The following is a 25,566-nucleotide window of genomic DNA, read 5'->3' as shown; positions in this document are numbered from 1 at the left end:
AACACCTGATTGCGGGTCGCCGCATCACGGCGACCCGCGAAGTCCAGGCTATTTCTTCATCTTGGCAGCGCCGATTTCCCGGTCCCACTTGTCGAACATGGCGACCAGCGGCTTGGCATCGAGCGGCGGCTCGGTGGGATTATTCGCGATCAAGTCGGCATATTCGGCACGGCCGAATTGCTTGATCAGCGCCTGGCTCTCGGCCGGAGCCATGTCGAGCGTCACGCCCTTGATCGACGGGCCGGGATACATGTAGGCCGTACCATAGAGCATCGCCTGCTGCTCCGGCTTCATCAGGAACGCCATCAGCTTGAGAACGACGTCCAGTTTCTCCTGCGGGATACCCTTCGGCACGGTCATGTAGTTGGCATCACCCACCCAATGGAAGTTCTTGAACGCAGCGATCTTGTAGTCTTCCGGGACGATGCCGAGGTAGCGCGGGTTGATATCCCAGCCGGTGGTCGTTGCGATGATATCGCGCGATCCTTCCGCCAATTCCTTCATCGAGGCTGTTGTGCCGGCGGTATAGTACTCGATGCAGGTATCGAGTTCCTTGAGATAGGCCCAGGTCTTGTCCCAGCCGTGGATCGGATCCTGCGGATCCTTGTCGCCGAGCATGTAGGGAAGGCCCATCACGAAAGTACGCCCCGGCCCCGAATTGGCTGGACGGGCATACATGAAGCGATTGGGATTGGCCTTGCACCATGCCAAAAGCGATTCAGGGGTATTGGGCACTTCCTTGACGCGATCGGGAGCATATTCGAGCAGCGGGCCCGACGGATACCAATCCAGCACGAACGCCTGGCCCTTGGCCATTTCCTGCATCAGATAGGCGCCGGGAATATAGAGTTCCTTCAGATCGCCGAACATGTCGGCATGGGCGGGCAAGATGTTCTGCCAGAGCCCCTGTTCCATGCCGGCGGCCAGAGCGTCATTGCCGGTCAGGACAAAATCGATGTCGACGCGCCCGGCATCCTGCTGTGCCTTCAACTTGCCGGCTAATTCTGGAGCGGTTGCCTGGGTGAAGACGAATTTGGAAACCAGATCCGGATTTTCCGCCTGGAACTTCTCGATTGCCGGCTGGCTGAGTTGAAGGTCGCCAGCGACGTCAATGACGTTGATGGTAACCGGCTCGGCCAAGGCCGCGGCGCTGAGCATGGTCGACGCGACGATTGCACTTGCGACTAAAAGACTGGATTTCCAGCGTTTGAAGGTCATGACGTGTTCCACTCTCTGTTGGGTGACCAGAAGGCCGACACCCTCGCGGCGTCGGCCGGGTTCGAACCTAGATCAGCTTCTTGGTGAGCTTGCTCGAGGCAGGAATATCGAGAAAAAGGTGGCACGCCGGGTGCGTCTGGAGGATTGAGGCGGGCCACATATTGGTGACGGGACCTTCAATAACCTCCCTCACAGCCTCCGATTTGCGTTCGTCCGGTACCGTCAGAATGATGACGGAGCTGCTCATAATTCTCTGCACGGTCATCGAAATCGCGCGATGGGGGACATCTTCCAGGGTGGCGAACCATCCCTCGCCAAACTGCTGCATCCGGCAACGCGCCTCCAGATCCACGACCTTGTAAGCGTCGGTGGACTCGAAATCGGCTGGCGGGTCGTTGAAAGCGAGGTGGCCGTTTTCACCAATACCCGCAAATGTCAGATCGATCGGATGCTCATCCAGCACGGCGCAAATGCGCGCGAGTTCAGCGTCGAGATCCTCAGCGTCGCCCTGCACAAAATGAAAGGCGCCCAGCGTCGGCAGTCTGCTGACGAAACGCTCCTGGAGATAGCGACGGAAGCTGGCCGGATGGGTATCGGGCATGCCGATATATTCGTCGAGATGGAACGCGGTAACGCGCGACCAATCGATCTCGTCGCGTCCGATCAACGCCTCAAGCATTTCGAACTGACTGGCGCCGGTCGCGACAACAATGTTGGCAGAGCCTCGTTCGGCGATGGCCTTGGCGATGACTTGAGCGCCCAAGGCCGCGGCAGCGATCGCGTTCTCATCCTTGGTCGGAAACTGCTTGATTTCGATCATTTTGACTTCCTGGTGGGAGATACCAAAGGTGGCGCGGTCAAGCCGACTTCTGCCGTCTTCCGTCGTCCAATTCGGTCGGCTTTGCGATGGGAGGGAGCCGCGCCGGTAGTGCCGCGAACGATGAGTTCGCCGACAAGGACCAGGCTGCCGCCGGGCTGTCCTGTCGCGAGCAGGCTATCGAGCAAAAGGTCCACCGCCTGGCGGCCAGCGAGCGCGCAATGGGCGTTGACGGTCGTAAGTTGCGGATAGGTCGTGGTCGCAATGACATCGTCACAGCCGACGACACTGAAGTCCTCGGGCACGGACAGGCCGCGATTGGCAAGGCCGGCGATCATGCCTTGGGCGACGGCATCGTCGACGGCCAGTGCAGCGGTCGCCCCGGCAGCAAGCACCTGATCAACGCAGTCCTGGCCGGCCTGATGGCTGGGACGAACCGCATCGACCTGGAAAACCTGGAGCCCAAGGGCTGCGCCCGCACTTTCGACGGCCGCGGCGCGCTGCTGGTTGGACCAAGAACCGCGTGGCGCTCCGACATAGGCCAAGGTCTTATGTCCTAAATCGGCGAGTAGCTTGACAGCATCTGAAAATCCGCCTGCGGTATCGACAAGCACACGAGCAATACCTTCAAGATCCCGATTGATGACAACCAGCGGACGCCGCGCGGCGTGCTTGCGGATGCTTTCTTCGTTCTGGCGGGGAGATGCGAGCACAAAGCCATCAACCTGGACCGCCAGCTTGGTAAGCAGAAGGTTTTCCAGCGCGGCCGTCTCGTCCGTATCGCCCAGAAAGGTGGCATAGCCCCGCTTGTGGGCGGCTGCCTGCGCCCCGCGCATCAAGGCGGAAAAGAACGGATTGGTGACGTCGGGAAGAATCAGCGCGACGTTGCCGGAACGTCCCGTGCTGAGCGCGCGCGCGACCTGATTGGGGACGTAGCCAAGGAGCCTGGCGGTCTCCAATACCTTTTCGACCGTCGCGGGCGCCAACATGTCCGGCTGCGAGAACGCGCGCGATACCGTCGCCTGCGAAACGCCGGCTTCCTTCGCGACAATGCGAATATTGAGCGTACCAGTCCCCCTCAGTTTGGCCACGCTCCCTCCTCATGAAACCGGTTTCATGAAATATGAAACCGGTTTCATCGACGGTCAAGGTAAAGTTTGTCTTCGAGGAACAACCCCTCGATTTGAGGGCGCCTTCGCCAATTTGGAGGCAAGGAGGCGACGAGGGGGACCGGCAGCTTCAATAAGGATTTCAAGCGCGATGCGGTGGCGCAGATCACCAAGCGGGACAACCCGATCGTCGAGGTTTCGCAGCGCCTTGGGGGGTGAGCCCGCATTCGCTTTGCGCACGGAAGAAGTGTTTTGGGGAGCCGTCGGGCCCGAGCAAAGCGGATCAGGCCGGGGAGATCCCGCGGCTGAAGATGGAACTGCTCGCGTCACGGAGGAACGCGACATCCCCAAAAGCGCCACCGATTATTTCGCCAGGGATGCAAAGCGAGATACTCGTTCGTCGCCGAGCATCGTTTGATGTTCTCGATCCGGGCGATGTGTCGTTGCGTGCGCATCCAAACCAGCGTCAGCCAGGTCGTTTCTCCAAAAAGGGCGGATTGGCGTGATCGGGCATCTACCGAATGGGCAGCAGGCCAAATCACCAACGAGACGGAATGCCAACCGCTTTCATGAATCCCGGCACTAGCTCACCCTGCTTCATTACGAGGATCGGAGAAGCCAGATCGGCCAGATTGGATAGACTGCCTGCGACCGCGATCAGGTCGGCAGACTTTCCGTTTGTCACGCTACCGGTTACCCCGGCAATTCCGAGCGCCTCGGCACCAAGGACCGTACCGGCGCGAAGCGCAGTCTCCCTCGCCATGCCCCACTCCACCGCCAGTTCGAACTCCTTGGCCGCACGGGAGAGAGGGTGGGTTGGCTTGCCGACGAGGTCGGTGCCGAGTGCGTAGCGGATGCCGACCTTCAGCCCGAGTTCGAAATCGCGCCGCATCGCCAGCCAATGGCGCTCATAGACGTCGCGTTCCCAGTCCGGATAATGGAATTCGTCATAAGCGGCACGGTGGAAGTAGAGCTGCGAGATCGTCGTAACGACGATCTTCCCTTCCCAGACCAGCCGTTGGCGGGTCTGATCATCGATCGCGTAGCCGTGCTCGATGATGTCGACGCCGCCATCAAGCGCCAGATTGACCGCCGCCAGACCGATCGCATGCGCGCTCACCTTCATGCCGTTGCGATGCGCCTCGTCGACGGCAGCACGAACTTCCTCGACGCTGTAGGTCGTGGCTTGCGCGTGCGGATCGTCGCCCCAGGCGTGGTAGCGATCCTGGACGCCGCCCTTGGACAGGCCGAGTTTGATGAAATCGGCACCGGAGCGTGCCCGCTCGCGCACTGCCTGCACTATCTGCTCGGCGCCATCCGCCACTGCGGTGGTAGCACGGCCCCAGGAAGACGGCAGAGGCGGCGCATCCCAGGTGCCGCCGGTCGACGAGATGAACTGCCCGGCAACGACCAGTCTCGGTCCCTCGATATGGCCCTCGTCGATCGCCCGGCGCAGGTCCGGCCCGATAGAGGAGCCGAGGCAGCGTGCCGAAGTGAAGCCAGCATGTAGCAATTCGCGCAATTCGCCAGCGGCCCGCAGGGCACGGTACGGCTCCCGCTCCGTATTGAGAGCGGCCAGCCCCCTGCTCGACATGCCGAAGGTGTGCATATGCGCGTCGACTAAGCCCGGAAGAAGCGTGGCGTCACCGAGGTCGATGGCGGCCGCGTGGTCGGGCCGAGACACCGTCGCGTCCGGGCCGGCGGCGACGATCTGCCCGTCGTCGACGAGAACCGCCCCATCGGTGCAAGACAGGAGATCATCACCGAGCAGGACTGACTTCGCGGAAATTCGATAGCAGGGCATCGGATCCTAATTTGTTCGAAATTGGACTAATCAATTGATTGATTTGAGTGATATTGACAAAACTAGAACGGCTATGCCACTCCCATTTTGAGGAAGACGGATGACCAAGGCTCGCTCACACCATCGGCTTCGCGCCCCGATTCTGGATGCGCTGGAAGACGCTCCGCGGTCGCGCGCCGAAATTGCGCGCCTGCTGTCCGTCTCACGCTCGACCGCCTCCAGCGCGATTGCCGAACTGATCGAAGAAGGTGTCATCGAGACGATCGATGATCCTGCCCCTGCGTCGCGAAAGCAGGCGGGTCGTCCCGGCGAACTGGTGGCACTCAAGGAGCGGCGCGCCTACCTGATCGGCATCGACTTCGGCCGGCTGAGCTTCAAGACCGCGATTTCCGACCTTAACTACCGCCTGATCGACGAACTTGAATGCGCGTTCGACGTCGGCCTTTCCGCCGAAGACGCTCTGGCGCTGGCCGCCGAGCATGTCGAAACGCTGATCGCGCGCAACGGCATCCATCGCCACCTGATCGAGGCGGTCGGCATTGGCGTTCCGGGCCCGGTCGAGGCGGCGACCGGCATGCTGCACCCGGGCTCGATCCTGGCAAGCTGGGTCGGCGCCGACGTGCCGGCCCGCCTTTCGAGGCTTATCGGCCTCCCCGTCTATATGGACAATGACGCCAATCTCGGTGCCTTGGCCGAAGGCCGCCTCGGTGGCGCCGTCGGCTCCAAGGTTATGCTTTATGTCCTGCTGTCGGTGGGCGTCGGGCTCGGCATCTCGATCGAGGGCCAGATCTTCCGCGGCGCCTACGGCATGGCCGGGCAGCTCGCGCATGTCGTCACCGACGAGAACGGCTCGCTCTGCCATTGCGGCAGTCGTGGCTGCCTCGAGGCACAGATATCCGTCAATGCGCTGAGCCGCTCGCTGGAAGCGACGCATCGCGACATCGCTCCAGCCGAGATGCTGCGCCTCGCCGCCGAAGGCAACCCAGGTCCCGCCCGCGTCGTCGCCGACGCCGGCTCGATGGTCGGCCGTGCCCTCGGCGCCCTCTGCAATTATTTCAATCCCGACCTCATCCTTGTTGGCGGCGAGCTGACGCGGGCCGGCCCCGTTCTGCTCAATGCGATGAAGGAGGCCATGCGCCGCACGGCGATCTCGCGCGCTGTCGAGCACGTGGACATTCGCCCCGGCGCCCTCGGTGATCGGGCCGAGCTGTTCGGCACCTTACTGCTGGCTCACGAGCGGGCACGAGCTGCTTTTCACGCCCGTAGCGGGTTCTCCGCGACATCCGGCGTCCAGATCGAAGGAGTTGCCTCATGACCTCCCTGCCGACCGGCGCAGGCCGTCGACGACTTGCCCTGTCGGCTGGGGCTGTCTGGTCGAACTATGCGCTGCTGGCGATCTTCGTCGGACTGGTGGTCGTGTTCTGCCTGACGGTGCCGCACTTCGCCACCTGGGGCAATTTCGCCAATGTGCTTCAGCGCAATTCGATCATCGGCATCGTTGCCTGCGGCATGCTGCTGATGATCATCCTCGGCGGCTTCGATCTCTCGGTCGGCGCCGTCGGCGCCGCTTCGTCCGTCGTTGCGGCGGCGCTCATCGTCCATGTATCGTTGCCGTTCGGCATCGTCGCCGCGCTGGTCCTCGGCCTTGGCGTCGGCATCGTCAACGGCTTCTTCATCGCCAAGATCGGCATCAACCCTTTCGTTACCACACTGGCGACGCAGGTGCTGGTCACCGGCATCATGTTCGTCGGCACCGCGGCGCAACCGGTTTATGGCGTGCCTGAATCCTTCACTTGGCTTGGCCTAGGTCGGATCGGTCCCATCCCGGTGCCGACCATCATCTTCGCGGCGGTGGCCATACTCACCTGGGCCATCCTGCGTTTCACTGCCTTTGGCCATCACGTCTACATCGTTGGCGGCAACCGGCTCGCAGCCCGGCTCGCCGGGATCAATGTCGACCGCGTGGTGATTGCGACCTACGGCCTTGGCGGCTTGTTCGCCGGCATCGCCGGCGTCGTCCTTCTTGGCCAGACCAATATCGGCCAGCCAGCCAGTGCGGCGGACTGGCCACTGACCGCGATCGCCGCGGTGGTGGTCGGTGGAGTCCCGCTCAGCGGCGGCGTCGGCAAAGTCGGCGGCGCCGTTCTCGGCACGCTGCTTCTGGGGGTCATTGCAAATGCCCTCAACCTGCTCGGTGTATCCCCCTTCTGGCAGCCCGCCGTTACTGGCGCGGTCATCCTGGTCGCGGTCGGCATCGATAGCTATCAGCGCCGCCGTCTCGAACGGCGCTGATCAATATCTCAAAGGAGGAGACTAACATGACGACCTCGATGACAAGACGCCTCATGCTCGGCTTGGCCGGAGCAACCCTGATCGCCCTGGGCGGCTCCGCCGCCCAGGCCGCGGACGCACCTCGGATCGGGTTCATGATCTGGAACACCTCGGTTCCGTTCTATTCCAACCTGATCAAGACCGCCGAGGATACGGCCAAGGACCTTGGCGTCGAACTGAACATCCAGAGCGGCAACGGCGACCTCGCGACCCAGATTTCGGTCGTGCAGCAGTTCATCACCCAAGGTGTCGACATGATCCTGATTGCGCCGAGCGATCCGCAAGGGATCGTACCGGTGATCCGCCAGGCGACCGCCGCCGGGATACCGGTCATGGCCGTCAATACGACGGCCGACACCAGCACCGGCGCAAAGCTCGTCACCTATGTCGGCGTCGACGACTTCGTTTTCGGCCAGCGCCAGGGCGATCTCCTGGTCCAGTCGGTCGGCGAGAACGCCAAGGTCGCCTACATTCTCGGCAAGCTGGGCACCTCGGCACAGCTCGCCCGTGAAGCCGGCCTGATGGACACGCTGAAGAAGCACCCCGGCATCCAGATCATCGAGAAGCAGGCTGCCGACTGGGACAATTCCAAGGCACTCGCAATCACCCAGGACTATCTGAGCAAATATCCCAAGGGCGAGCTGGATGCGATCGTGGACCAGGGTCCGGAAGGCGTGAACGGCGCCCAGTTCGCCGCTGAGAACGGCCGAACCGACGTCAAGTTCATCCTTGGCGACTACCCGGCCGATGTCCGCAACGCGATCATCAAGGGCATCGTGCTCGGCACCGTGAACCAGGACCCGGCGCCCCAGGGCAAGTTTGCCATCGAGGACTCCGTCAAATATCTCGCCGGCAAGACATCCGAAGTTCCCTCGCCGAACCACTACCTCGACCTCCCCATCATCACGAAGGACAATGTCGAGCAGCATCCGGCTGCCTGGGGCGGCTGATCACGCTGTAGGAGGGATCCGCGCGATGTTACTGGAGATGCAGCAGATCCGGAAAAGCTTCGGCGCCGGACCGGTATTGCACGGCGTCGACTTCCAGCTCGTACGGGGCCAGATCCATGCTCTTGTCGGCCACAACGGGGCCGGCAAGAGTACCCTGATGAAGACGCTCGGCGGCAACTTCGCTGATTATGACGGCCGCATCCTGATCGAAGGCGAGGAAGTCACTCTTCATGCGCCGAAGCAGGCGCTCGAGAAGGGCGTCGCCATGATCTATCAGGATTTCTCGCTGATCCCGGACCTTTCGGTCGCCGATAATATCGGCCTCGGCCGTGATCCGCGCGGTAGACTGCCCGGCCTGATTTCGCATTCGGCCCTGCGCAAGCGCTCGGCCGAAGAAGCGGCGGCACTCGGCATCAAGCTGCCGATGGACACTCCGGTGCGCCAGCTTGGCGTCGCCGAACAGCAGATGACGGAGATCGTCCGCGCCTGCTCGCGCAACGCCCGCATTCTCGTCATGGACGAACCCACCGCCCGCTTGGCGCCGGCCGAACGCGAACAATTGTTCAGTGTCATGCGTCGCATGGCGGAGACGCGCGGCGTCGGCATCATCTATATCAGCCACTTCCTCGAGGAGATCCGCCAGGTCGCCGATGTCGTCACGGTGATGCGCGACGGCAAGGTCGTCGAGACAGGCACCGGCGCGTCCTACACCGTGTCCCAGTTGGCGCGCCTGCTCGTCGGCCATGGCGATATCGCCGCGGCGCCGCCGCGCACCGCCGTGCGCCACGCCCAGGAAAGCAGGCCGGTTCTGACGCTCGAAGGGCTCTCGGTCGCCGGCCGTCCGCCAGTCGACCTCACGGTTGCCGCCGGCGAAATCGTCGGCATTGCCGGTCTGATCGGTGCCGGTCGGACCCGGCTGGCGAGGGCGATCATCGGGGACGTCGCTTCCAAGGGAGAGGTCCGCCTCGCCGGACGCGAGTTGACGCGTCGTTCACCGCAGCGCTCAGCGACTGCCGGCCTTGTCATGGTGCCCGAGGATCGCAAGGTCAGCGGACTCGCGCTCGCTTCCAACATCGAGGAAAACGCGGCAGCGACCGCTTTGTCGCCCCGTCTCTCCCGCTTCGGCATCATCCGCGCCGGCCAGAAGCGCTCATTGGTTGAGAGCCTGATCGCGAAGTTCGGCATCCAACCGCCTGATCGCAAGCGCATCGTCGGAACGCTTTCCGGCGGCAACGCTCAGAAAGTTCTGGTCGCCCGCGCCGTCGGGGCGCGCCCGAAAGCGATGATCCTCGACCAGCCGACGGCCGGCGTCGATGTCGGCGCCAAGGCCGAATTACACAAGATCGTCGAGCTGAGCGCCGCGGAAGGCGCCGCGATCCTGCTGATCTCGGATGACCTAGACGAAATCCTGGGTCTCAGCGACCGCGTCGCCATCATGGTTGGTGGCAGCGTGCGCGAGATCCTGCCGCGCGAGCGCCTAGACCGGGCGAGCCTGCTCGCCGCCATCAGCCAAGGCGCCCCTGCCACAGCCTAAGACTCACTCAGATCGTCGGATCGAAGATCGTTCCGGGCGTCTGGTCGAAAAGCCCCGGGAGTTCCGCTCTCGAGGCTTTTTCCTGTCAGCGGCGGAAGCGGGTCAGGCGATCGACGATCGCTTGACCATCCGGCGAGCCGCGGATCGACATCAGATCGTTGAGCGTGAAGACGCACAGCCCTTCCACCGGGCTCGTCTCGACGGCATCGAGCATGCGGCTGAATTCCGGCCCGTCGATCAGTGGACTCCGCCCGCGGCCCGCATGCATGCCTTCGAGATAGATCGCCTTGGCTTGCACGGTACAGATCGCCTTCGCCCCACTGCGCTCGCGGATATCGGTTGCGACATTGGCGGGCCATTCCGCCTCACGGGCCATGATCTGGTGATAGGCCATCACCTCGAACACGTCGACAACCTCGGCAAGGGCGCGCACATCCTGGCCGAACACCTCCGTGACGCAATGGTCGAAGTCGTCAGCGAAGAACGGCAGCGTGTTGATCGAGATCTCGACATCGCCCTTCACGGCCCGCACCGCGTTCCGGATCCGCCGGATCGCGCCGACTGTCGTCGCGCTCTTATACGCGGTCCACTCGGCCCGATGCTTACGCGCGATCGTCGCCGCCGCCGCGACCGGATCCGACGTATCCAGCGTCAGCCCGCAGGCCTCCGCGAAGCGATCGAGGGTCTGCGGCGCGTAGCAATATTCCGGCTTGTCGGAACGCCTGTCCCCAGGCAGCCACGTCTCCCAGAACCCGGGCCAACGGATGAAACCGAGATGCACGACATCCGGCATCAGGGCGGCGACGCCCTTTTCGAGCAGGTCGATCTTATGGGCGAGGTTCGCCTGCCGATCTGGCGGCACGCCGATATACCAGTCCTGCTTTTCCTCGATCTTGCCGAACTGGTCGATCGGCAATTGTTCGGGATGACTGGCGATATAGTCCGGATCGAAGCAGATATTGAGGCAGGAAAAGTAGCCGATGCCACGTTCGGCCAATGCCTTGCGCACGGCCACGTCGTCGAGAGTGGCATATCGCTCAAGATCAGCGGGCGTCACCCGACTCGGCACCGCCGAATCCTGCATAGGCAGGTATCGGCTCTGGGCGATGACATAGCTGATGTTCCAGCTCGCCAGCATATCGGCGAGTTCATCCGGCTCCATCCGGTACCGAATATACCAGTCATTGTCATAGATTTTTACGCCGCTGCGTAAGTTTACGTTTCCACCGCTCGTGTGCGCCATGCGTATCTCTCAAACGAAAGGAAGTAAGCTTGTCTCGAACAGGAGTCATCAATGATCAGTATTTTCTAACGCAAATTGTACCTCGAGTCGTGCATGAGGTCGTCGACGAGATTGGGTCGGCAGGGGGCGATGCCGCCACCTCGGCAGAGCCGCCAATTGGATCGTGATCCAGACCCTGTTGACATAGGACGGAAGCCATAGCTTTGCGGCGACGATGGCCGGAAAGGCGATGAATGAAATGGCACTCTGGCCTGCTGCCGGTTCTTTTGGATGCTAGGATAAGCTGGTTTACCTCGTCGTCCAACCCGATGGGACTGAGACAGCCTAGTGTCCAGTGCTGGCGCTGGCGATTGTGGAGGCGCCACGACGAGAGACGCACCGGTAAACAGCGGAACGACCGCGCGCACTGGGTCGTAGATAGTTGGATTGTTATTTCAACAATGACTATCTTGATCAAGACTGAAGAGTTGGGTCAATTTTAGCCTGCTCGACCAGATTTGCAATCTAAGATCAACATTTTCAGTTGCAGACTTGCCCGCAAGATGCGCTGACGCGGACCTGCGACGCCAATGGCAATCTGACCAACGGCTATGACGGCAATCTGGCACCGAAGACGCTCGCCTATGATGGCGACAATCGTCTGGTCTCCGTTGTACAGGTGGCTGCCACGACGGCTTACGCCTATGGCCCCGACGGCAGTCGCATCAAGACCGTCGCGACTGTCGGCACCAACCCGGCCAAGACCAGCTATCTCCTCGGCACGAGCGAACTCGACGATGCCGGTGTCCTGACCAAGATCCCCAATCCTGACATCCGCAAGGTCGGCACGACGACGTGCTTCGTCCACCGCGACCACCTCGCCTCGGTCAAGTTGGAGACAGACTCTTCCGGCAACATCGCCATGCGCCAGCGCTTCACCGCGTTCGGTTCGAAGATCCCGGTCTCAACCCTCTCCTGCGGCGGTGAGACCCGCGGCTTCGTCGGCCAGCGTCACGACGTCGACACCGGCCTGCTGGATCTGAACGCCCGCTGGTACGACCCGGCCATTGGGTTGTTCGTCAACCCGGACGATTTCGATCCGATCGATGCGGGAACAGCCGTCAAGGGCGGCGCCACCGGATGGTTGGCCAATGCCGTCGGGACGAACCGCTATGCCTATTCCGGGAATGATCCGGTCAACAAGGCCGATCCGAACGGGCACTGCTTATGGGACGGGTGTATTGGCGAGGGCTATCTAGCGTGGACGGCTGGGGTGATCGTGGTTGGCGCAGTTGCCACCTATCTTTGGAACAATACTGACAGCGGCAAAGCTGCCCAGCAGTCTATGCTGAACGCACTGACTGCGCCGCCGGCGATTGGGACATTTGAACAACCCGCAGAGTCGAGGGCCTCGTGGAATGGACCTTGGGTTTGGGGCGGCGACGGAGACTGGTTGAACAAGGGACCTCATGTCAACCACGGCGGCGTTCACGTCGGAATAAGATTGGGGCCGGATGGCGGTGTCGAAATCGGTCCAGTCGACGATGGCGATCGAAAGAAAAGTGGTTGGAAAGCTAAAGTCAAGGAATTCGCAGGATCACTGGACACTCCTAAGGGACTGCAGAAGGCGATCGATCAAATCAGAGGACGCATCGAAAAGATGAAGACCAAGAGCAAGAGCCGCGCTGATGAAATGGAAGAAATTGCGAAACGGCTTGAGAAGGGTGTTAAGCCCTCCGTGTCCTCCAATATAAATGATGAGAGCAAAGAAAAAGGACGTCCTGGAAACTCAGGCAATGGAAAAGATGATAATAATAAACGACAGCCAAAATGATAACCATTGACGGAAGTATTGAAGAGCTCGCTGAGGAGCGGAGATTTGGCCCGATTGGCGTCGGAATGTCCAGTCAGGAGTTCACCGCTCTAGTGAACAGATATACATCGCTCAAAAAGCGATGGAACCCAGTGCGTCTGGGTAATGATGAACCTGCGCGCGGCTATTTTGAGTTTGACGACGTAGAATTCCATTTCCAGGCCAATGGACTGAACGTGTTACAGATATTTCTCATTGTTGTCCGGCCTGGAAAACCAGGACAAGCATTCGCTGGCCGAGGTGTCTTCAACTTCTCGTCTGTCGGCGTCTACCGTGACATGAAACTCAATGAAGCAAAGCGAGTCTTTTCTGGAATGAATATGGGCCTGCGTGGGGCCTACACGGTTGCGTCTAACGTATATTCTTATCGGTTGTCGCCAAATTGCAGTGCGATATTCTATTCGCGGACTTCTAGATCGGCCCGGCTCCTGACGCAGATCGAGGTGGTATAATCTTCTGTTATTGCCGAACTAGAGACGGTGCAGTGGTGGACCCGGCAAACATCGACGATGCCGGCGTCCTGACCAAGATCCCCAATCCTGACATCCGCAAGGTCGGCACGACGACGTGCTTCGTCCACCGCGACCACCTCGCCTCGGTCAAGTTGGAGACAGACTCTTCCGGCAACATCGCCATGCGCCAGCGCTTCACCGCGTTCGGTTCGAAGATCCCGGTCTCAACCCTCTCCTGCGGCGGTGAGACCCGCGGCTTCGTCGGCCAGCGCCACGACGCCGACACCGGCCTGCTGGATCTGAACGCCCGCTGGTACGACCCGGCCATTGGCCTCTTCGTCAACCCGGACGATTTCGACCCGATCGATGCGAAAACCGCCGTCGGCGGCGGCGCCATCGGCTGGCTCGCCAATGCCGTCGGCACGAACCGCTATGCCTATGCCGGGAATGATCCGGTGAATAAGGCAGTTCCAATGGGCATGAGAGGGTGTCTTTTGGTTTTGTTCCGACCTATGTCCGCGGCGCAGGTGGTCAGGGAGGTTTGAATGTTCATGTTGACTTCGGAACGGTAGAAGATCCGACGCCGTTCAACATCACACTTGAATTTTCGGCTGGAGCGTCGGTCGGCTATGCTGTTGGGCACCGGTTACGTTAGATACATTGCATCCGTCTCGATTATACAGTTTGGATCTCCGTCATGCATTCTCCAGCCCGACGCCGAAAGCGGAAAGGCGCTGGGATATGACAGGAGATATAGAATAAATAGTGTAATTGGAGAGCGATATCGTGACGGGTAAGGTTGTCTCAATTGGATGCATTTTAATAGTTCTTGCTTTGTGTTTTTCTACTAACGAAGAATTCTGGAGGTTGATTGTTGCGGCGCTGTTGGGTTTCCTGATTTCATTTGGCATGAGCTTTTCTCGAGAAAAAGGATTGTGGAAAGTCCCATTCGCAGAGCGTCCTTGGCCGATGTTTGCGATAAATTTCATTGCCGGTGCCGCGTTGATCGGTGCGTTCCAGGTGGCGGCAGGTGCGCACCAATTTGGAACAGCTGCGGCACTGACGCTTTTTGTATTTGTCGTTTCAGCAATCGGTGTGTCGCGTGGATGGTATAAATAGCGGGAGATTGCCCGGCAACGGCTCGTAGCAGGAGGCGCTACGGGCCTCCTTCAATCTAGCGGGCGACGGGAACGATCCGAGGGGCTCATCGGTGGATCTATGAGGCGTTGGGTTGAATCAATTTGATTGTGCTCGGGGCTTGTCACAGCCCCGCCGGTAATTTGGCCGAGATCAATTGCGGCGAGTATCAACGCCCTGCGCCGATCGAACGAGACAACCGAATGACCTGGACGCGCTCAGCGTTGTTATCCTGGTCCGGGAATTGCCTGCAGAGGCATTCTTTCGAGGTGCGAGCCGAAGTCAGATCTAGGCCGAATTTGGCCCCATGCCGGCAATGGTGCGACAGATCCTGTCCCCACCGGACCACTTAGCCGACGTAAAATCCTGGATTCATCCTATTGGCTATCCAGGCTCGCCTTGCCATTTCGAACTGCCACGACGACCTCACGGATCGAATCCACAACCAGTTGCGGCTGGTCCTTATGAATCTCATGACCGCTATCGGTGTTCGTCACATGCCGCGCTCCGGCAACCAGTGCGGCGAGCTGTGCCTGGGCTTCCTTTTGTGCCCTGTCGGTCACGTAGCCAAAGTCGGAAGGCGTATTCGCCGGCAGTACGCCGTCGGCGATGAGCTTGGGGATCAGCGGTCCCCAGGGCCGGTCGGCGCTAAGGACGATCAGCGGCATCTGCTTGAGCGGCGCAGCGGCGCGTATTTGATCGAAACTTCGCTCCGCATCCGCCCGCTCGATCGGCGGATAGAGCCTCAACGCCTCCGTCAGATCACCATTTAGCAGGACGCGCTGGATCGCCCACTCCTCAGGCGTCTCCGCATCCTGAAGACCCTCGGATAGAGTATCGACAAGAACCATCCCTTTCACCTGATCCGGATAGGTCATCGCGTATAGTCGGGCGATCAGTCCGCCATAGGAGTGCGCGACCATAACGAAGGGCGCCGTGATGCCGCCAGCGGCCAGCAGCGCATGGAGGTCTGCCACCGCGTCGCCCGCGGTGACCGGCTGCGGAACCGGGTCGCTGCGGCTGGGCGCGTCGCCCGCCGGCGTTCCCGGCCGGTCATAGGCGCAGACCCGCGTGAATCGGGCTAGCTCCGAGAAGACATCCAACTTGCCGGGCTCGGCATGGGTCCAGTCCTCGGCGGAAGCCCGCATGCCCGCCACGATGACGACAACCGGCGCCCCCGCGCCCCGGCATTCGAGATACATTTGGCGCCCGCCGCCAATATCGAAGCGGCCGGCAGTATCGCTGCTCTTTGCCCGAGCCGGGAACATTGCGGAGCACGCGGCGAGAACAATTGCGACAAACAGAGAATGGCGACGCAACATAGGCCGTACCTCCCCGGTGCAACAGCAAGATCCGGTGTTCGGAAGGAACGTCGGACGCCTTCGACTTGCAGCAATAAGCATGCGAAGATTACGCCTATACCGCAAGGAAGGGCATCGCGTGAACATCCCTGCATCGACAAAGATCGGAAGCGCCGGGCTGGTACTCACCCTCCTGCTGGGGTTTGGAGGTGCAGCGACCGCGGCCGGCGGGGCGGCGGGGCCCGCGGCGATTCCCGTCTCCGTTGCCGACGCCATACGGAATATTCAGGCCAAGCCGGCGTTCGCCCATAGCAGTTGGGGCATTCACCTGGTGGATCTCGCCACGGGAGACGTGCTGATCGACGAGGCGGGAGATAAGTCTCTGTTGCCGGCTTCCGTCATGAAGATCTACAGCATCGCGACCGCTCTTCACGACTATGGCGCGGACTATCGCTTCCGCACGCCGGTGTACAGGCTTGGAGAGGTCAAGGATCACGTTCTTGCCGGAGACCTCGTGCTCCTCGCTTCGGGCGATTTCAACTTCGGGCTCCGAACCCAGCCAGACGGCACCCTTGGCTTCAACAGCCTGCCGGAGGTCGATCACAACACTACCTATACCGGGTTCCCCGGCGGGGCCTATGTCAAGAACAGCGATCCGCTCGCGGCGCTCGATGCATTGGCGGCCCAGGTGAAGGCGGCGGGCATCGATGAAGTCGCCGGCGACGTCGCCATCGACGACCGGCTCTTCGAGACTTACCGAGGGTTTTCCGCAGGAGCCATTGCGCCCATCTGGGTCAATGAGAACAACATCGATATCCTGGTGACGCCGACCAAGGCCGGTGAGAAAGCCGAGATCGACTGGCGTCCGAAGAGCGCGGCGATAAGCGTGGAGAACGATGTCACCACGGTCGCCAGCCCGGCCGGGCCGCTCGAAGTCACAACGCCCCGGCCAGGCGTGATCCAAGTCAACGGCAAGATCGCTTTGGGCAGCCCGCCGATTCTGACGATTTCCCAAATCGCCGATCCCACTGCCTTCGCACGTACCGCCTTCATCGAGGCGCTGGTCCGGGCCGGCATCAAGGTCGCGGCAGCGCCGCTCGGGGTGCCCGGCGCACTTCCAAACGCAGCCGACTATGGCGATGCCAATCGGGTGGCGGAATATGTCTCGCCGCCGCTGTCGGAATTCGTCAAGGTTATCCTGAAGGTAAGCTACAACCGCGGCGCCGACCTCATGGTCTGTCTCGCCGCGGTTAGGGCCGGAAGCCGCGATTGCGGCAAGGGGCTGGATGAAGTCTCGAAGCTCCTCGCCGAGCACGGCATCTCGCCGACCAGCACCTATATCTTTGACGGTGCGGGGACCAGCAACAACAACAGGACGACGCCGTCGGACCTTGCTACATTCCTTCGCGAGATAGCACCGACCCGCTGGGGTGCCGCCATTCATGACGGCATGGCCGTGCTCGGCGTTGACGGCTCGCAGGCGCCAAACGGCGTCGGAACGCCGGCGGCGGGCCATGTCCGGATCAAGGACGGCGACATCGTGGCGGGGAGCCCCGCGGGGAAACTCGTCGCGCTGGCCACCACCCAGACCGGCTATATCGACGCCAGGAGCGGGCGCCGGCTCGCCTACAGCGTGATGGTCAACAACGTCCCGTTCCCGTCGCTGGAAGACTACAGCGCCGCCCGGGCGGATGTCGCCGCGGTCGCTGTCGCCATTCAACAGGGTTATTAGGCCTCGTTCGCGGCACCCGTCTCACCCTGAAGAGCAGTGTTCGATGTGGGGCGGCGTTCGCCTACGTGCGGCCGAGCTGTGAACAGGCGCGCAATGCAGGCCTCGGCTTGGATCGCCTAACTATCTATTTTCCCGAGGTGACCCTCGGCTAACTCTGCCGACGCGGCAGGCGCTCTCTGGATGACGCCATGCCGTCTACACCCCAACGGCTCCATCGGCACATTCCGGCGATATTGGCCCAACGCCTATGCCCCGGTGCTGATCTCCAGATCGATCCACCGTTCCTCAACCCAAGTGTCGCGAAGAGCCTGATCCCGGACTGTGTCGATCGTCGTGTTCGGGCATGGGAGCGTGGCAGCGATCACGCTCCAATCCGGATCCAGCTGTCTGACGGCGGATGGTCGGCCACGTGACGGAGCCTGATGCCCATTGTTCACCAGACCGTTGCGGATACTACCCGTCCAGTGGTCGTTGATCGTCAGGCCTTTAGAAACGTCGCTGCGCGCTCGGCGATCATCACCACTGGCGCGTGGGTGTTGCCCGAAACGATCCGCGGCATGGCCGAAGCGTCGGCAACCGTCAGGCCCTCGACGCCGCGGACCTGGAGGCTGGCGTCGAGGACCGCCATCGGGTCGTCGGCCATCCCCATGCGAGCGGTTCCCACGGGGTGAAATATCGTCGTCGCAATCCGGCTCGCGGCAACGAGCAGATCGGCATCCGTATCGATCTGTGCGCCAGGCGCCGTCTCCTGCGGCTTCAAGTCCGCCATCCGCCGCGTCGCCATGAGGCGTCTCGCAAGGCGGATCGACTCGATCGCGACTTCCCGGTCCTCGGCGTCGGAAAGATAGTTCGGCGCGATGGTCGGCGCGTCCTTGTGGTCGGCCGAAGCCAGGCGGACCGAGCCGGCGCTGTTGGGCCGGAGGTTGCAGACCGAAACCGTGATGGCCGGGTAGGTGTGCAGCGGCTGGCCGAACGCATCGAGAGACAGGGGCTGGACATGAAACTCGACGTTCGGGGTCGCGTAGCGCGGGTGCGAACGGGTGAAGAGGCCGAGCTGGCTCGGCGCCATGGCCATCGGACCCGAGCGGGAAAGGGCGAATTCGGCCGCGATCCGCGCCTTGCCGAGGAAGGTCGCCTGCATGTCGTTGAGCGTTCGGGCACCGCTGATCCGAAATGCCGTACGGATCTGCAGATGGTCCTGCAGGTTCGCACCAACACCTCTCAGATCGCGCCGGACCTCGATGCCGTGATCCTTCAGATGCTCCGCCGGACCGAGGCCGGAGAGCATCAATATTTGCGGCGTACCGATGGCGCCGGCGGCGAGCACTACCTGCCGCCGGGCCGCTGCCTTCTGACGGACGCCGTCGCGCTCGAACACCACGCCGGCCACGCGTGTGCCTTCAAATGCCAGTTCGACGACTTGAGCGTGGCTCAGGATCGTGAGGTTCGGCCGGCGCTTGATTTCTGCGCCGAGAAAGGCCCGCGCCGAACTCCAGCGGATGCCGCCGCGCTGCGTGACTTCGAAATAGCCTGACCCCTCATTGTCGCCGCGATTGAAATCATCCGTCGGCCGAATGCCGATCTCCACCGCGGCCTCCCGCACCGCGTCGAGCACGGGCCAGCGCAAGCGCTGGCGCTCGACGCGCATTTCACCCTCCGTGCCATGGCCAAGGGCAGTCCGATGGTACCGCTCCGATTTCACGAAAATTGGCAGGACTTCGTCCCAACTCCATCCCTTGAGCCCCATTTGTGCCCAGCCGTCATAGTCGGCTGCCTGGCCGCGCATGTAGATCATGCCATTGATCGACGAACTGCCACCCATGACCTTGCCGCGCGGATAGGCGATCGAGCGGCCGCCCAGTCCCGGCTCCGGTACCGTCCGATACATCCAGTCCGTGCGCGGATTGCCAATGCAGTAGAGGTAGCCGACCGGGATATGGATCCAGGGATAGCGGTCGGAGCCGCCGGCCTCGATCAGCAATACGCGCGTGCCGGACGGCTCCGACAGCCGATTGGCCAATACGCATCCTGCCGACCCGGCGCCCACGACGATGTAGTCGTAGCTGTCGCTCCCCTCACGCATCCCCAAGCTTCCTCAACGCATCCCAGTGTGGCTTCAGGCTCTTCTCCAGGGCCTGCCAGAGCGCGTAGCGGCGGCGATAGTGCAAACCGAGTCGTTGATCCGGCGACACATCGCGTGCCGGCGCGACCATGGCGATCGAAGCCGCATCCAGGCTGGCGTAGCAGCCGGTCCCGACTGCGGCGGCCATGGCGGCGCCAAGCGCTCCCGTCTCTGTCTGAACCGCGACGCGCACCGGCGCTCCGAGCATGTCAGACATCATCTGCGGCCAGACCGGACTCTTGGAGCCGCCACCTGAGAGCGTGATCAAGCCGAGATCGACGCCTGAGGCGCGCAGGCGTTCGATATGAGCGAGATGGGCAAAGGCCACCCCCTCGAACAATGAGCGCATCAGATCGCCGGCATCATGCCAGCCGGCCAGCCCGAAGAAGCCCGCGCGGGCGCTCGGATCATGGCCCGCGCCATAGATATAGGGGTGATACAGCGGACCGTCGGCGCGCGGAGGCGCGGCGAGCGCGAGGGCGTCAGCGAGCGCGAAGGCCCCGTGGGTCCGCCGCTCGTCATGGGAGAGCAGGTGATGGGCGATCCATTCGAGATTGGCGGCCGAGGTCGCGGAATTGTCCATCGACATGTAGCGGCCGGGCTCGATGGCAGCCGACATGAATACACCGGGCACCGGGGTCCCGACGATCGCCTGGTTGATGCTCCATGTCCCCAGGATGACGGAGGCCTGGCCCGGCCGCGTCACACCCGCCCCGACGGCACTCGCGACCACGTCAAAGAAGCCGGCAACCACCGGCGTGCCTGGCGCGAGGCCGGTACGCTCGCTCGCCGCCGTCGTGACGACGCCGACGACATCGGTCGGCCAGAAAAGCGGTGGCAGCAACGGCTCAAGGTCGTCGATGCCGTACAGTGCCAGCAACTCGGCGTCGTAGCCGTTGCCCGGCAGCCGCAGCAGGCCGGCGCCGCCCATGTCGGAGACGTCGCTCGCGAACTCTCCTGTCAGCGCGTGGGTGACGATGTCCTTGCAGAAGACGAGATGGCGAGCGCCGGCGAGCGCCTCCGGCCGGTGGCGCTTCATCCAGGCGAGAAGCGTCGGCGTCTGCGACGGCCAGGGCCGCTGCAGGCAGATCGCGGCCGCCGCCTCCGCGACGCCGCTGGCGCTCCATTCATCCACGAGCCCGGCGGCGCGGGTATCGAGCGACTGGATCGCGATCACCGGCTCGCCCCCGGCGCCCAGCAGATAGAGGCCGTTGCCGTGCCCCGACGTTCCGATTCCGGCGATATCCGAACTGCTCCGCCCGCTCCTGGCGATGACCTCGCGGATGAGTTCGTCGAGGTCGGTGCGGAAGCGGCCGATATCGCGCTCGACCATGCCGGGCGCCGGGCTGGTTCCGCCGGTGTCGCGATGCGCGCGGGCAAGCTCGGTACCGTCGGCGTCGAACAGCACAGCCTTGACGCCCGTATTGCCCGCGTCGATGCCCAGGAAGGCGGTCATGGCGATGCACTGCCGCCATAGATCGACCAAGCCGCGTCGGCGTCCGCGCCGTCATGGATGATCGCCATCAGCGCGGCGACCACGGCGCGGGGATTGTCGTGCTGGTAGATGTTGCGGCCATAGACCATGCCGTGTGCACCTTGCCCCATCAGCAGGGCCGAATTCTCCAGCACCCGGCGGAGATCCGCCTTGCCGCCGCCGCGCACCAGCACCGGGCATCGTGCCGCCTGGACCACGTGATGGAATTCGGACGGGTCGTCGGTGGGATCCGCCTTGACGATGTCCGCCCCCATTTCGCGCGCAAGGCGAACCAGCGTCACGATCTTCTCGGTGTCACCATCAACGAGATAGCCGCCCTTCTCGTTCGGTTGCATCACCAGCGGCTCGATCATCAACGGCATGCCGTATTTCTCGCAATCATTGCCGAGGCGGCTGATGTTCTGGACGCATTGCCGGAACAGCCCGGGCTCATCCGGGAGCATGAACAGGTTCACGACAACGCAGGCGGCATCCATGCGCAGTGCCGGCAGGATGGGGTCGGACTCGTTCTGCAGCACCGCCCACATCTCACGGTGGCGCTGCCGGTTATAGGGATTGCCCATATCGACCCGCATGACGAGGGCGGGGCGATGCGGACCGGGGAGCGATTGCAGCAGGTCCGACTGGCCGTAATTCATCTGGATGGCGTCAGGCGCGGCGGCGGCGAGCATCTTCACGACGCCGGCCATGTCCTCGATGCCCGCCATGAATGAGGGCTCATTGCAGACGCCATGATCGATCGCGACATCGAGACAGCGACCGCCGCGCATCAGCCGGTTCAGGCGAACCTTCTTCGTCAGGTACATCATTTCCTCCCTTCAGCGATCGTCGCCCTGCACGCGGTGGCGGCGGGACATGATGGTCTCGAAGCGGCCGACGGCACCGGCTCTTTCGGCCTCCGACCAGCCGAGCGGATCGGCCATGATGCCGGCGACTTCCTCGACCAGCGACGGGCTGATCCGGCCCTCGATGCCGAGCGCGGTGCGCCGGAGCAGCAGGTCTCCGATCTCGCGCACCCGTTCGTGCAAGATCAGGAACAGCAGCTCTCGCCTCGAATGATCGCCGGCATGGTGGAGCGGCGCGTCCGGCCCCTCGCCGATGAACCGCGCCACCTGGGTGGCCCGGCTGCCATAACGCCGCGCGAGCCGGCCGAATTCCGTTTCGGAGAGGCCCGCTACCTCCGCCTGCTCGCGGACCCAGCGATCCCGCGCCTGTGGCTTTAGCGGCAGGTCGCGACCGCCACCGATCGGCATATCCTGCGTGCTCAGCGTGCGGTGCCGGCCAAGCTGCTTCAGCGCGAGATCCGCCACTTCCTCGCCGAAAGCGCGAAAGGTGGTCCACTTGCCGCCGATCAGCGTCAAGAGCGCATAGGGCAGGGGGCCGGAGGGTTCCACCTCGACCGAATGGTCGCGGCTGATCCGTCCTGTCGGACCGTCGCCGCTGACGGGCAGCGGCCGGACGCCGGTGAAGACGTGGACGATCTCGTCATCGACGATTTCGAGTTTCGGAAAAACGCCGGCGAGCGCGCCGAGCATATAGTCGCGCTCCTCGGCCAGGCAGACGGCATCGTCCGGATCGTCGACGCGAATGTCGGTGGAGCCGACCATCGACGCGCCGGCATGGTTGAACGCAATGCAGATGCGGCCGTCGGAATTCTCGTAGTAGATCATGTGATCGCCGAGCGCGGCCCGAAGCGCCTCGTTGCGGATCATCAGATGCGAACCCTTGGTGCCCTGGACGCGCCTGCGATTTTCAGCCTGTCGGATCGCGCCGTCGACATGGTCGACCCACGCTCCCGTCGCGTTGACGACGACCTTTGCCGCGATGCGCCCGCTGGCGCCGGTCAGCCGGTCGCGCCACACGAGGCCGTCGCGGTTCCCGCCGACGATCTCGGTATAGGAGAAGGTGCGAGCCTCGGTCTGCGCCTCCGTGTCGAGCACCATTTCGACACCCAGCCGTTCCGGCATGGTGACGCGGGCGTCGTAGTAGAGCACGGCGCCGATCGCGTCCCCGGTAAGTCCGGGAGCCATCCGCCGGGCTTCGCGTCGGCCGAGACCGCGATGGCGCGGCATGGTCCGGCTGCGCCAGGAGAGCAGATCGTAGAGCGTCAGTCCGAGGCGAACCATGACGCCAGGCCGCCGCCGCGGTCCGCCGCCGCGGCCGAAAAAGGCGGCGAGGGTCGCCGACATGCCCTTGAACCAGACATTGATCGGGATCAGCGTCGGCAGAGGCGAGACGCAATGCGGGGCATTGCGCAACAGCCGGTCACGTTCGAGCAGCGACTGGTGCACCAGCCGGAACTCGCCGTTCTCCATATAGCGCAGGCCGCCATGCACCATGCGCGACAGCGCCGCGCTGGCGCCGGAGCAGAAATCGTCGCGCTCCATCAGGGCTACGTCGACGCCCTGGAGAGCGAGTTCGCGAAACGTGCTGATGCCATTGATGCCGCCGCCAATGACCAGCACGTCGACGGATTCGGGAACTGGCGGGGCGGGATGCGACATGGATCAGGCTGCCGCGGCGACCGGGCCCAGATGCGCGGCGATGGCGGCGTCGATCGTCGCGAGGTCGTCCGCCGTCAGGGTCAGTTCGCCGGCGCGGGCATTCTGGATCGACTGACCGGCATTCCTGGCCCCGCAGAGAGAGAAGGTGATACCGGGCTGCGCCAGCGTCCAGGCGATGACGATGTCACCGATCTCCGCGCCATGGCGTCTCGCTATGCCGGCGATCGCCGTTGCGAATTCAGCAACCCGCGCGCGGTTCTGCACCGAGAAGCGCGGATGAGTCCGCCTGAGGTCATCGCCCTCGAAAATCCGGTCCGGACCGATGCGTCCGGTCAGCAGGCCGAGCGCCAGGCTCGAATAGCCGATGACCGAGATGCCGGCAGCGCGGCAGACCGGAAGAAGCGTTTGCTCCAGCCCGCGATCGAGCATGTTGTAGGCCTCCTGCACACAATCGACGGAGCCCGCAAGCCGATAGGCCTCCAGATCCTCGACGCTCGCATTGCTGATGCCGATCGCGCGGATCTTGCCCTCGGTCTTCAGCGCCTCCAGCGCGCCCATGGTTTCGGCAATCGGGGTCGTCGGGTCCTGCCAGTGCGTGATCAGCACGTCGACATGATCGGTGCGAAGGCGGCGAAGGCTGGCCTCCAGCTCAAGGCGCACGGAGTCCGGACCGAGGAAGCGATGGATCATCTTGCCGTCCTGCCCGACAAAGGGCCGACCCTCGTCCGTGTCCCAGACGAGGCCGCATTTGGTGATCAGCACGACCTCATCGCGCCGGCCTTCGATTGCCCGGCCGACAATCTCCTCGGCGCGGCCGAGCCCATAGGCCGGTGCCGTATCGATCAGCGTGATGCCGCAATCAAGCGCTGCCCGGATCGCTGCGATGGATGCCGCGTCGTCGCCGCCGCCCCACATCCAGCCGCCCATCGCCCATGTGCCCAGCCCGACGGCACTGGCCGAGACGCCGCTCGATCCGATCTCACGCTGGATCTGCATTTGTCGCTCCCTCCATTTTCCGGATCACGTCCCGGGCCGTCGCGTCGTCAGTGATCAGATGACCGACCGTTCCCCCGCGCAGCACCGCCGCGATCGGCTCGACCTTCCGCTCGCCCGAGGCGACCGCGATGCGCCGCGGGATGCGCGCAAGCTCGTCAAGCGTCAGCGCGACGAGGCGCTGGTTGGAGGGGTAGGCGCTGGGCCTGCCGTCGGCGTCGACGAGATGGGCCAGCAGTTCGCCCTCCGCGCCGGCTCGCTCGATCGCAGCGCGGTCCACGGTCGCGGTGAAGGTCAGGTAGGTGCTATCGGCTTCGCGCACCGAGCCGATGCCGAATAGCGCCACATCGGCGGTCCGAGCCATCTCCAGAACGCCGTGGATCGTCGAGACCGACATCAGCGCCGCCCGCTCGGCCTCGTTCGCCGCGAAGACCGGGGCGTGAAGCTGGTAGGCCGTTCCCCCGAGCTTCTCGGCCAGCGCCACGGCGACATGGTTGACGTCGGTGCGGAACTTGCCCTGCACCCCTCCCGTGGCGGGTACCACGCGAACGTCGTATTTCCGGCCCGGCGACAGCGCCTCGATCACCGCGCACAGCGCCACGCCGCCCGAGACGGCGATGGTCATGCCGTCGGCGAGACCCTCGAGCAGCGAGGCGGCGGCCGCATCGGCGACGGCATTCAGCACGATGGCCGGATCGCTCGACGGCGACGACACGGTGACGGCACCATCCAGCTTCCCGACCCGCTTCAGCGCCGAAGCCAGCCCCTCCGTCCCGCCAAAGGGCGAGCGGACGCGAATCTCGATCAGACCGCGCTCATGCCCCTCGCGAATCATCCGGTTGATCGTCGCCGGCGACAGGCCCATATCCGCCGCAATTTCGGCCTGGGACTTGTGCTCCTGGTAGAGCATGACGAGCACCCGGTGGATGCGTCGCAGCCTTTCGGTCTCGCTGAACAGGGCAGCCGGCATGG

The 25,566-nt window shown here is 63.1% G+C and carries 21 protein-coding genes and 1 pseudogene; 10 read left to right on the top strand and 12 right to left on the bottom strand.

The genetic code is table 11. From position 1 onward, the window contains the following. Nucleotides 1–48 precede the first annotated feature (48 nt). From OSH05_RS17800 to OSH05_RS17790, 3 genes are all read right to left on the bottom strand, one after another. Nucleotides 49–1,218, bottom strand: a complete 1,170-nt coding sequence (locus OSH05_RS17800) for an extracellular solute-binding protein (protein ID WP_104220396.1) — start codon at nucleotides 1,216–1,218, stop codon at nucleotides 49–51. A 67-nt stretch (nucleotides 1,219–1,285) separates the two neighbouring features. Then, entirely contained in the window at nucleotides 1,286–2,038 is a 753-nt protein-coding gene (locus OSH05_RS17795) for a glucosamine-6-phosphate deaminase (protein WP_104220397.1), read from the bottom strand. Beyond that, nucleotides 2,035–3,126 carry a LacI family DNA-binding transcriptional regulator gene (locus tag OSH05_RS17790; protein ID WP_266352711.1) on the bottom strand — a complete coding sequence of 364 codons (1,092 nt, stop codon included), beginning with the start codon at nucleotides 3,124–3,126 and terminating at the stop codon, nucleotides 2,035–2,037. The genes OSH05_RS17795 and OSH05_RS17790 overlap by 4 nt, the downstream gene beginning before the upstream one ends. Before the next feature lie 174 nt (nucleotides 3,127–3,300). On the opposite strand from OSH05_RS17790, the pseudogene OSH05_RS17785 reads away from it, so the two are divergent. Next, nucleotides 3,301–3,609: pseudogene (locus tag OSH05_RS17785) on the top strand (IS3 family transposase); the annotation flags it as partial. 73 nt (nucleotides 3,610–3,682) lie between these two features. Here OSH05_RS17785 and OSH05_RS17780 read toward each other — a convergent pair. After that, nucleotides 3,683–4,948 carry a metal-dependent hydrolase family protein gene (locus OSH05_RS17780; protein WP_104220398.1) on the bottom strand — a complete coding sequence of 422 codons (1,266 nt, stop codon included), beginning with the start codon at nucleotides 4,946–4,948 and terminating at the stop codon, nucleotides 3,683–3,685. 100 nt (nucleotides 4,949–5,048) lie between these two features. Here OSH05_RS17780 and OSH05_RS17775 point away from each other — a divergent pair, with 100 nt between their 5' ends. The 4 genes from OSH05_RS17775 to OSH05_RS17760 are packed head-to-tail and all read left to right on the top strand — an operon-like array spanning nucleotide 5,049 to nucleotide 9,763. Continuing rightward, nucleotides 5,049–6,263 (top strand): ROK family protein, encoded by a 1,215-nt coding sequence (locus OSH05_RS17775; RefSeq protein ID WP_266352705.1) that lies wholly within the window; start codon nucleotides 5,049–5,051, stop codon nucleotides 6,261–6,263. Next, a complete protein-coding gene (locus OSH05_RS17770; RefSeq protein WP_104221675.1) occupies nucleotides 6,260–7,240 on the top strand; it encodes an ABC transporter permease in 981 nt (326 codons plus the stop codon). Before OSH05_RS17775 ends, OSH05_RS17770 begins: the two co-directional genes overlap by 4 nt. A gap of 26 nt (nucleotides 7,241–7,266) precedes the next feature. Beyond that, nucleotides 7,267–8,229: a sugar ABC transporter substrate-binding protein gene (locus tag OSH05_RS17765; protein WP_104221676.1), complete on the top strand. Its 963-nt coding sequence runs from the start codon at nucleotides 7,267–7,269 to the stop codon at nucleotides 8,227–8,229. A 25-nt stretch (nucleotides 8,230–8,254) separates the two neighbouring features. Next, complete coding sequence (locus OSH05_RS17760; protein ID WP_165801762.1) at nucleotides 8,255–9,763, top strand: sugar ABC transporter ATP-binding protein; 1,509 nt, start codon at nucleotides 8,255–8,257, stop codon at nucleotides 9,761–9,763. A gap of 85 nt (nucleotides 9,764–9,848) precedes the next feature. Here OSH05_RS17760 and OSH05_RS17755 read toward each other — a convergent pair whose 3' ends face one another. Then, on the bottom strand, nucleotides 9,849–11,006 hold the full coding sequence (locus tag OSH05_RS17755; protein ID WP_133163182.1) for a hypothetical protein: 1,158 nt from the start codon (nucleotides 11,004–11,006) through the stop codon (nucleotides 9,849–9,851). 523 nt (nucleotides 11,007–11,529) lie between these two features. Here OSH05_RS17755 and OSH05_RS17750 point away from each other — a divergent pair. The 4 genes from OSH05_RS17750 to OSH05_RS17735 all read left to right on the top strand — a co-directional run bounded on the left by OSH05_RS17750 (nucleotide 11,530) and on the right by OSH05_RS17735 (nucleotide 14,429). Continuing rightward, nucleotides 11,530–12,819: an RHS repeat-associated core domain-containing protein gene (locus tag OSH05_RS17750; RefSeq protein WP_266352703.1), complete on the top strand. Its 1,290-nt coding sequence runs from the start codon at nucleotides 11,530–11,532 to the stop codon at nucleotides 12,817–12,819. Beyond that, the gene (locus OSH05_RS17745; protein WP_104222023.1) at nucleotides 12,816–13,310 is read left to right on the top strand and encodes a hypothetical protein; all 495 of its coding nucleotides are present in this window, start codon (nucleotides 12,816–12,818) and stop codon (nucleotides 13,308–13,310) included. The genes OSH05_RS17750 and OSH05_RS17745 overlap by 4 nt, the downstream gene beginning before the upstream one ends. 32 nt (nucleotides 13,311–13,342) lie before the next feature. After that, nucleotides 13,343–13,855, top strand: coding sequence for an RHS repeat domain-containing protein (locus tag OSH05_RS17740; protein ID WP_266352702.1), 513 nt, complete (start codon nucleotides 13,343–13,345; stop codon nucleotides 13,853–13,855). A gap of 241 nt (nucleotides 13,856–14,096) precedes the next feature. Then, complete coding sequence (locus OSH05_RS17735; protein WP_133163181.1) at nucleotides 14,097–14,429, top strand: hypothetical protein; 333 nt, start codon at nucleotides 14,097–14,099, stop codon at nucleotides 14,427–14,429. A gap of 395 nt (nucleotides 14,430–14,824) precedes the next feature. Here the strand turns inward: OSH05_RS17735 and OSH05_RS17730 are convergent, their stop codons facing one another. Then, complete coding sequence (locus OSH05_RS17730) at nucleotides 14,825–15,595, bottom strand: alpha/beta fold hydrolase (protein ID WP_266352701.1); 771 nt, start codon at nucleotides 15,593–15,595, stop codon at nucleotides 14,825–14,827. Here OSH05_RS17730 and dacB point away from each other — a divergent pair. Beyond that, nucleotides 15,594–17,480 carry a D-alanyl-D-alanine carboxypeptidase/D-alanyl-D-alanine endopeptidase gene (gene dacB, locus OSH05_RS17725; RefSeq protein WP_266352700.1) on the top strand — a complete coding sequence of 629 codons (1,887 nt, stop codon included), beginning with the start codon at nucleotides 15,594–15,596 and terminating at the stop codon, nucleotides 17,478–17,480. The two genes, OSH05_RS17730 and dacB, sit on opposite strands and share 2 nt — an antisense overlap. Nucleotides 17,481–17,958: 478 nt before the next feature. On the opposite strand, the gene OSH05_RS17720 is transcribed toward dacB, so the two are convergent. The 6 genes from OSH05_RS17720 to OSH05_RS17695 are packed head-to-tail and all read right to left on the bottom strand — an operon-like array spanning nucleotide 17,959 to nucleotide 25,564. Continuing rightward, nucleotides 17,959–19,563: a GMC family oxidoreductase gene (locus OSH05_RS17720; RefSeq protein WP_104221654.1), complete on the bottom strand. Its 1,605-nt coding sequence runs from the start codon at nucleotides 19,561–19,563 to the stop codon at nucleotides 17,959–17,961. Then, complete coding sequence (locus OSH05_RS17715) at nucleotides 19,556–21,058, bottom strand: FGGY-family carbohydrate kinase (RefSeq protein WP_104221655.1); 1,503 nt, start codon at nucleotides 21,056–21,058, stop codon at nucleotides 19,556–19,558. The genes OSH05_RS17720 and OSH05_RS17715 overlap by 8 nt, the downstream gene beginning before the upstream one ends. After that, entirely contained in the window at nucleotides 21,055–21,903 is an 849-nt protein-coding gene (locus OSH05_RS17710) for a class I fructose-bisphosphate aldolase (RefSeq protein WP_266352699.1), read from the bottom strand. Before OSH05_RS17710 ends, OSH05_RS17715 begins: the two co-directional genes overlap by 4 nt. A 12-nt stretch (nucleotides 21,904–21,915) precedes the next feature. After that, nucleotides 21,916–23,601 carry a glycerol-3-phosphate dehydrogenase/oxidase gene (locus OSH05_RS17705; protein WP_104220961.1) on the bottom strand — a complete coding sequence of 562 codons (1,686 nt, stop codon included), beginning with the start codon at nucleotides 23,599–23,601 and terminating at the stop codon, nucleotides 21,916–21,918. Between the two features lie 3 nt (nucleotides 23,602–23,604). Further along, complete coding sequence (locus OSH05_RS17700; RefSeq protein ID WP_104220962.1) at nucleotides 23,605–24,597, bottom strand: aldo/keto reductase; 993 nt, start codon at nucleotides 24,595–24,597, stop codon at nucleotides 23,605–23,607. Next, nucleotides 24,581–25,564 carry a sugar-binding transcriptional regulator gene (locus tag OSH05_RS17695; RefSeq protein WP_104220963.1) on the bottom strand — a complete coding sequence of 328 codons (984 nt, stop codon included), beginning with the start codon at nucleotides 25,562–25,564 and terminating at the stop codon, nucleotides 24,581–24,583. Before OSH05_RS17695 ends, OSH05_RS17700 begins: the two co-directional genes overlap by 17 nt. Nucleotides 25,565–25,566 lie beyond the last annotated feature (2 nt).

This window comes from Kaistia algarum, from assembly GCF_026343945.1.
Taxonomy (GTDB): Bacteria; Pseudomonadota; Alphaproteobacteria; order Rhizobiales; family Kaistiaceae; genus Kaistia; species Kaistia algarum.
This window is presented reverse-complemented; position numbering and strand designations above follow the sequence as displayed.

What these genes read in the sequence shown, in the direction of transcription:
- OSH05_RS17800 (WP_104220396.1), bottom strand. Translation starts at nt 1,218, where the DNA reads ATGACCTTCAAACGCTGGAAATCCAGTCTTTTAGTCGCAAGTGCAATC.
- OSH05_RS17795 (WP_104220397.1), bottom strand. Translation starts at nt 2,038, where the DNA reads ATGATCGAAATCAAGCAGTTTCCGACCAAGGATGAGAACGCGATCGCT.
- OSH05_RS17780 (WP_104220398.1), bottom strand. Translation starts at nt 4,948, where the DNA reads ATGCCCTGCTATCGAATTTCCGCGAAGTCAGTCCTGCTCGGTGATGAT.
- OSH05_RS17775 (WP_266352705.1), top strand. Translation starts at nt 5,049, where the DNA reads ATGACCAAGGCTCGCTCACACCATCGGCTTCGCGCCCCGATTCTGGAT.
- OSH05_RS17770 (WP_104221675.1), top strand. Translation starts at nt 6,260, where the DNA reads ATGACCTCCCTGCCGACCGGCGCAGGCCGTCGACGACTTGCCCTGTCG.
- OSH05_RS17765 (WP_104221676.1), top strand. Translation starts at nt 7,267, where the DNA reads ATGACGACCTCGATGACAAGACGCCTCATGCTCGGCTTGGCCGGAGCA.
- OSH05_RS17760 (WP_165801762.1), top strand. Translation starts at nt 8,255, where the DNA reads ATGTTACTGGAGATGCAGCAGATCCGGAAAAGCTTCGGCGCCGGACCG.
- OSH05_RS17755 (WP_133163182.1), bottom strand. Translation starts at nt 11,006, where the DNA reads ATGGCGCACACGAGCGGTGGAAACGTAAACTTACGCAGCGGCGTAAAA.
- OSH05_RS17745 (WP_104222023.1), top strand. Translation starts at nt 12,816, where the DNA reads ATGATAACCATTGACGGAAGTATTGAAGAGCTCGCTGAGGAGCGGAGA.
- dacB (WP_266352700.1), top strand. Translation starts at nt 15,594, where the DNA reads ATGCCCGCCACGATGACGACAACCGGCGCCCCCGCGCCCCGGCATTCG.
- OSH05_RS17730 (WP_266352701.1), bottom strand. Translation starts at nt 15,595, where the DNA reads ATGCGGGCTTCCGCCGAGGACTGGACCCATGCCGAGCCCGGCAAGTTG.
- OSH05_RS17720 (WP_104221654.1), bottom strand. Translation starts at nt 19,563, where the DNA reads ATGCGTGAGGGGAGCGACAGCTACGACTACATCGTCGTGGGCGCCGGG.
- OSH05_RS17715 (WP_104221655.1), bottom strand. Translation starts at nt 21,058, where the DNA reads ATGACCGCCTTCCTGGGCATCGACGCGGGCAATACGGGCGTCAAGGCT.
- OSH05_RS17710 (WP_266352699.1), bottom strand. Translation starts at nt 21,903, where the DNA reads ATGTACCTGACGAAGAAGGTTCGCCTGAACCGGCTGATGCGCGGCGGT.
- OSH05_RS17705 (WP_104220961.1), bottom strand. Translation starts at nt 23,601, where the DNA reads ATGTCGCATCCCGCCCCGCCAGTTCCCGAATCCGTCGACGTGCTGGTC.
- OSH05_RS17700 (WP_104220962.1), bottom strand. Translation starts at nt 24,597, where the DNA reads ATGCAGATCCAGCGTGAGATCGGATCGAGCGGCGTCTCGGCCAGTGCC.
- OSH05_RS17695 (WP_104220963.1), bottom strand. Translation starts at nt 25,564, where the DNA reads ATGCCGGCTGCCCTGTTCAGCGAGACCGAAAGGCTGCGACGCATCCAC.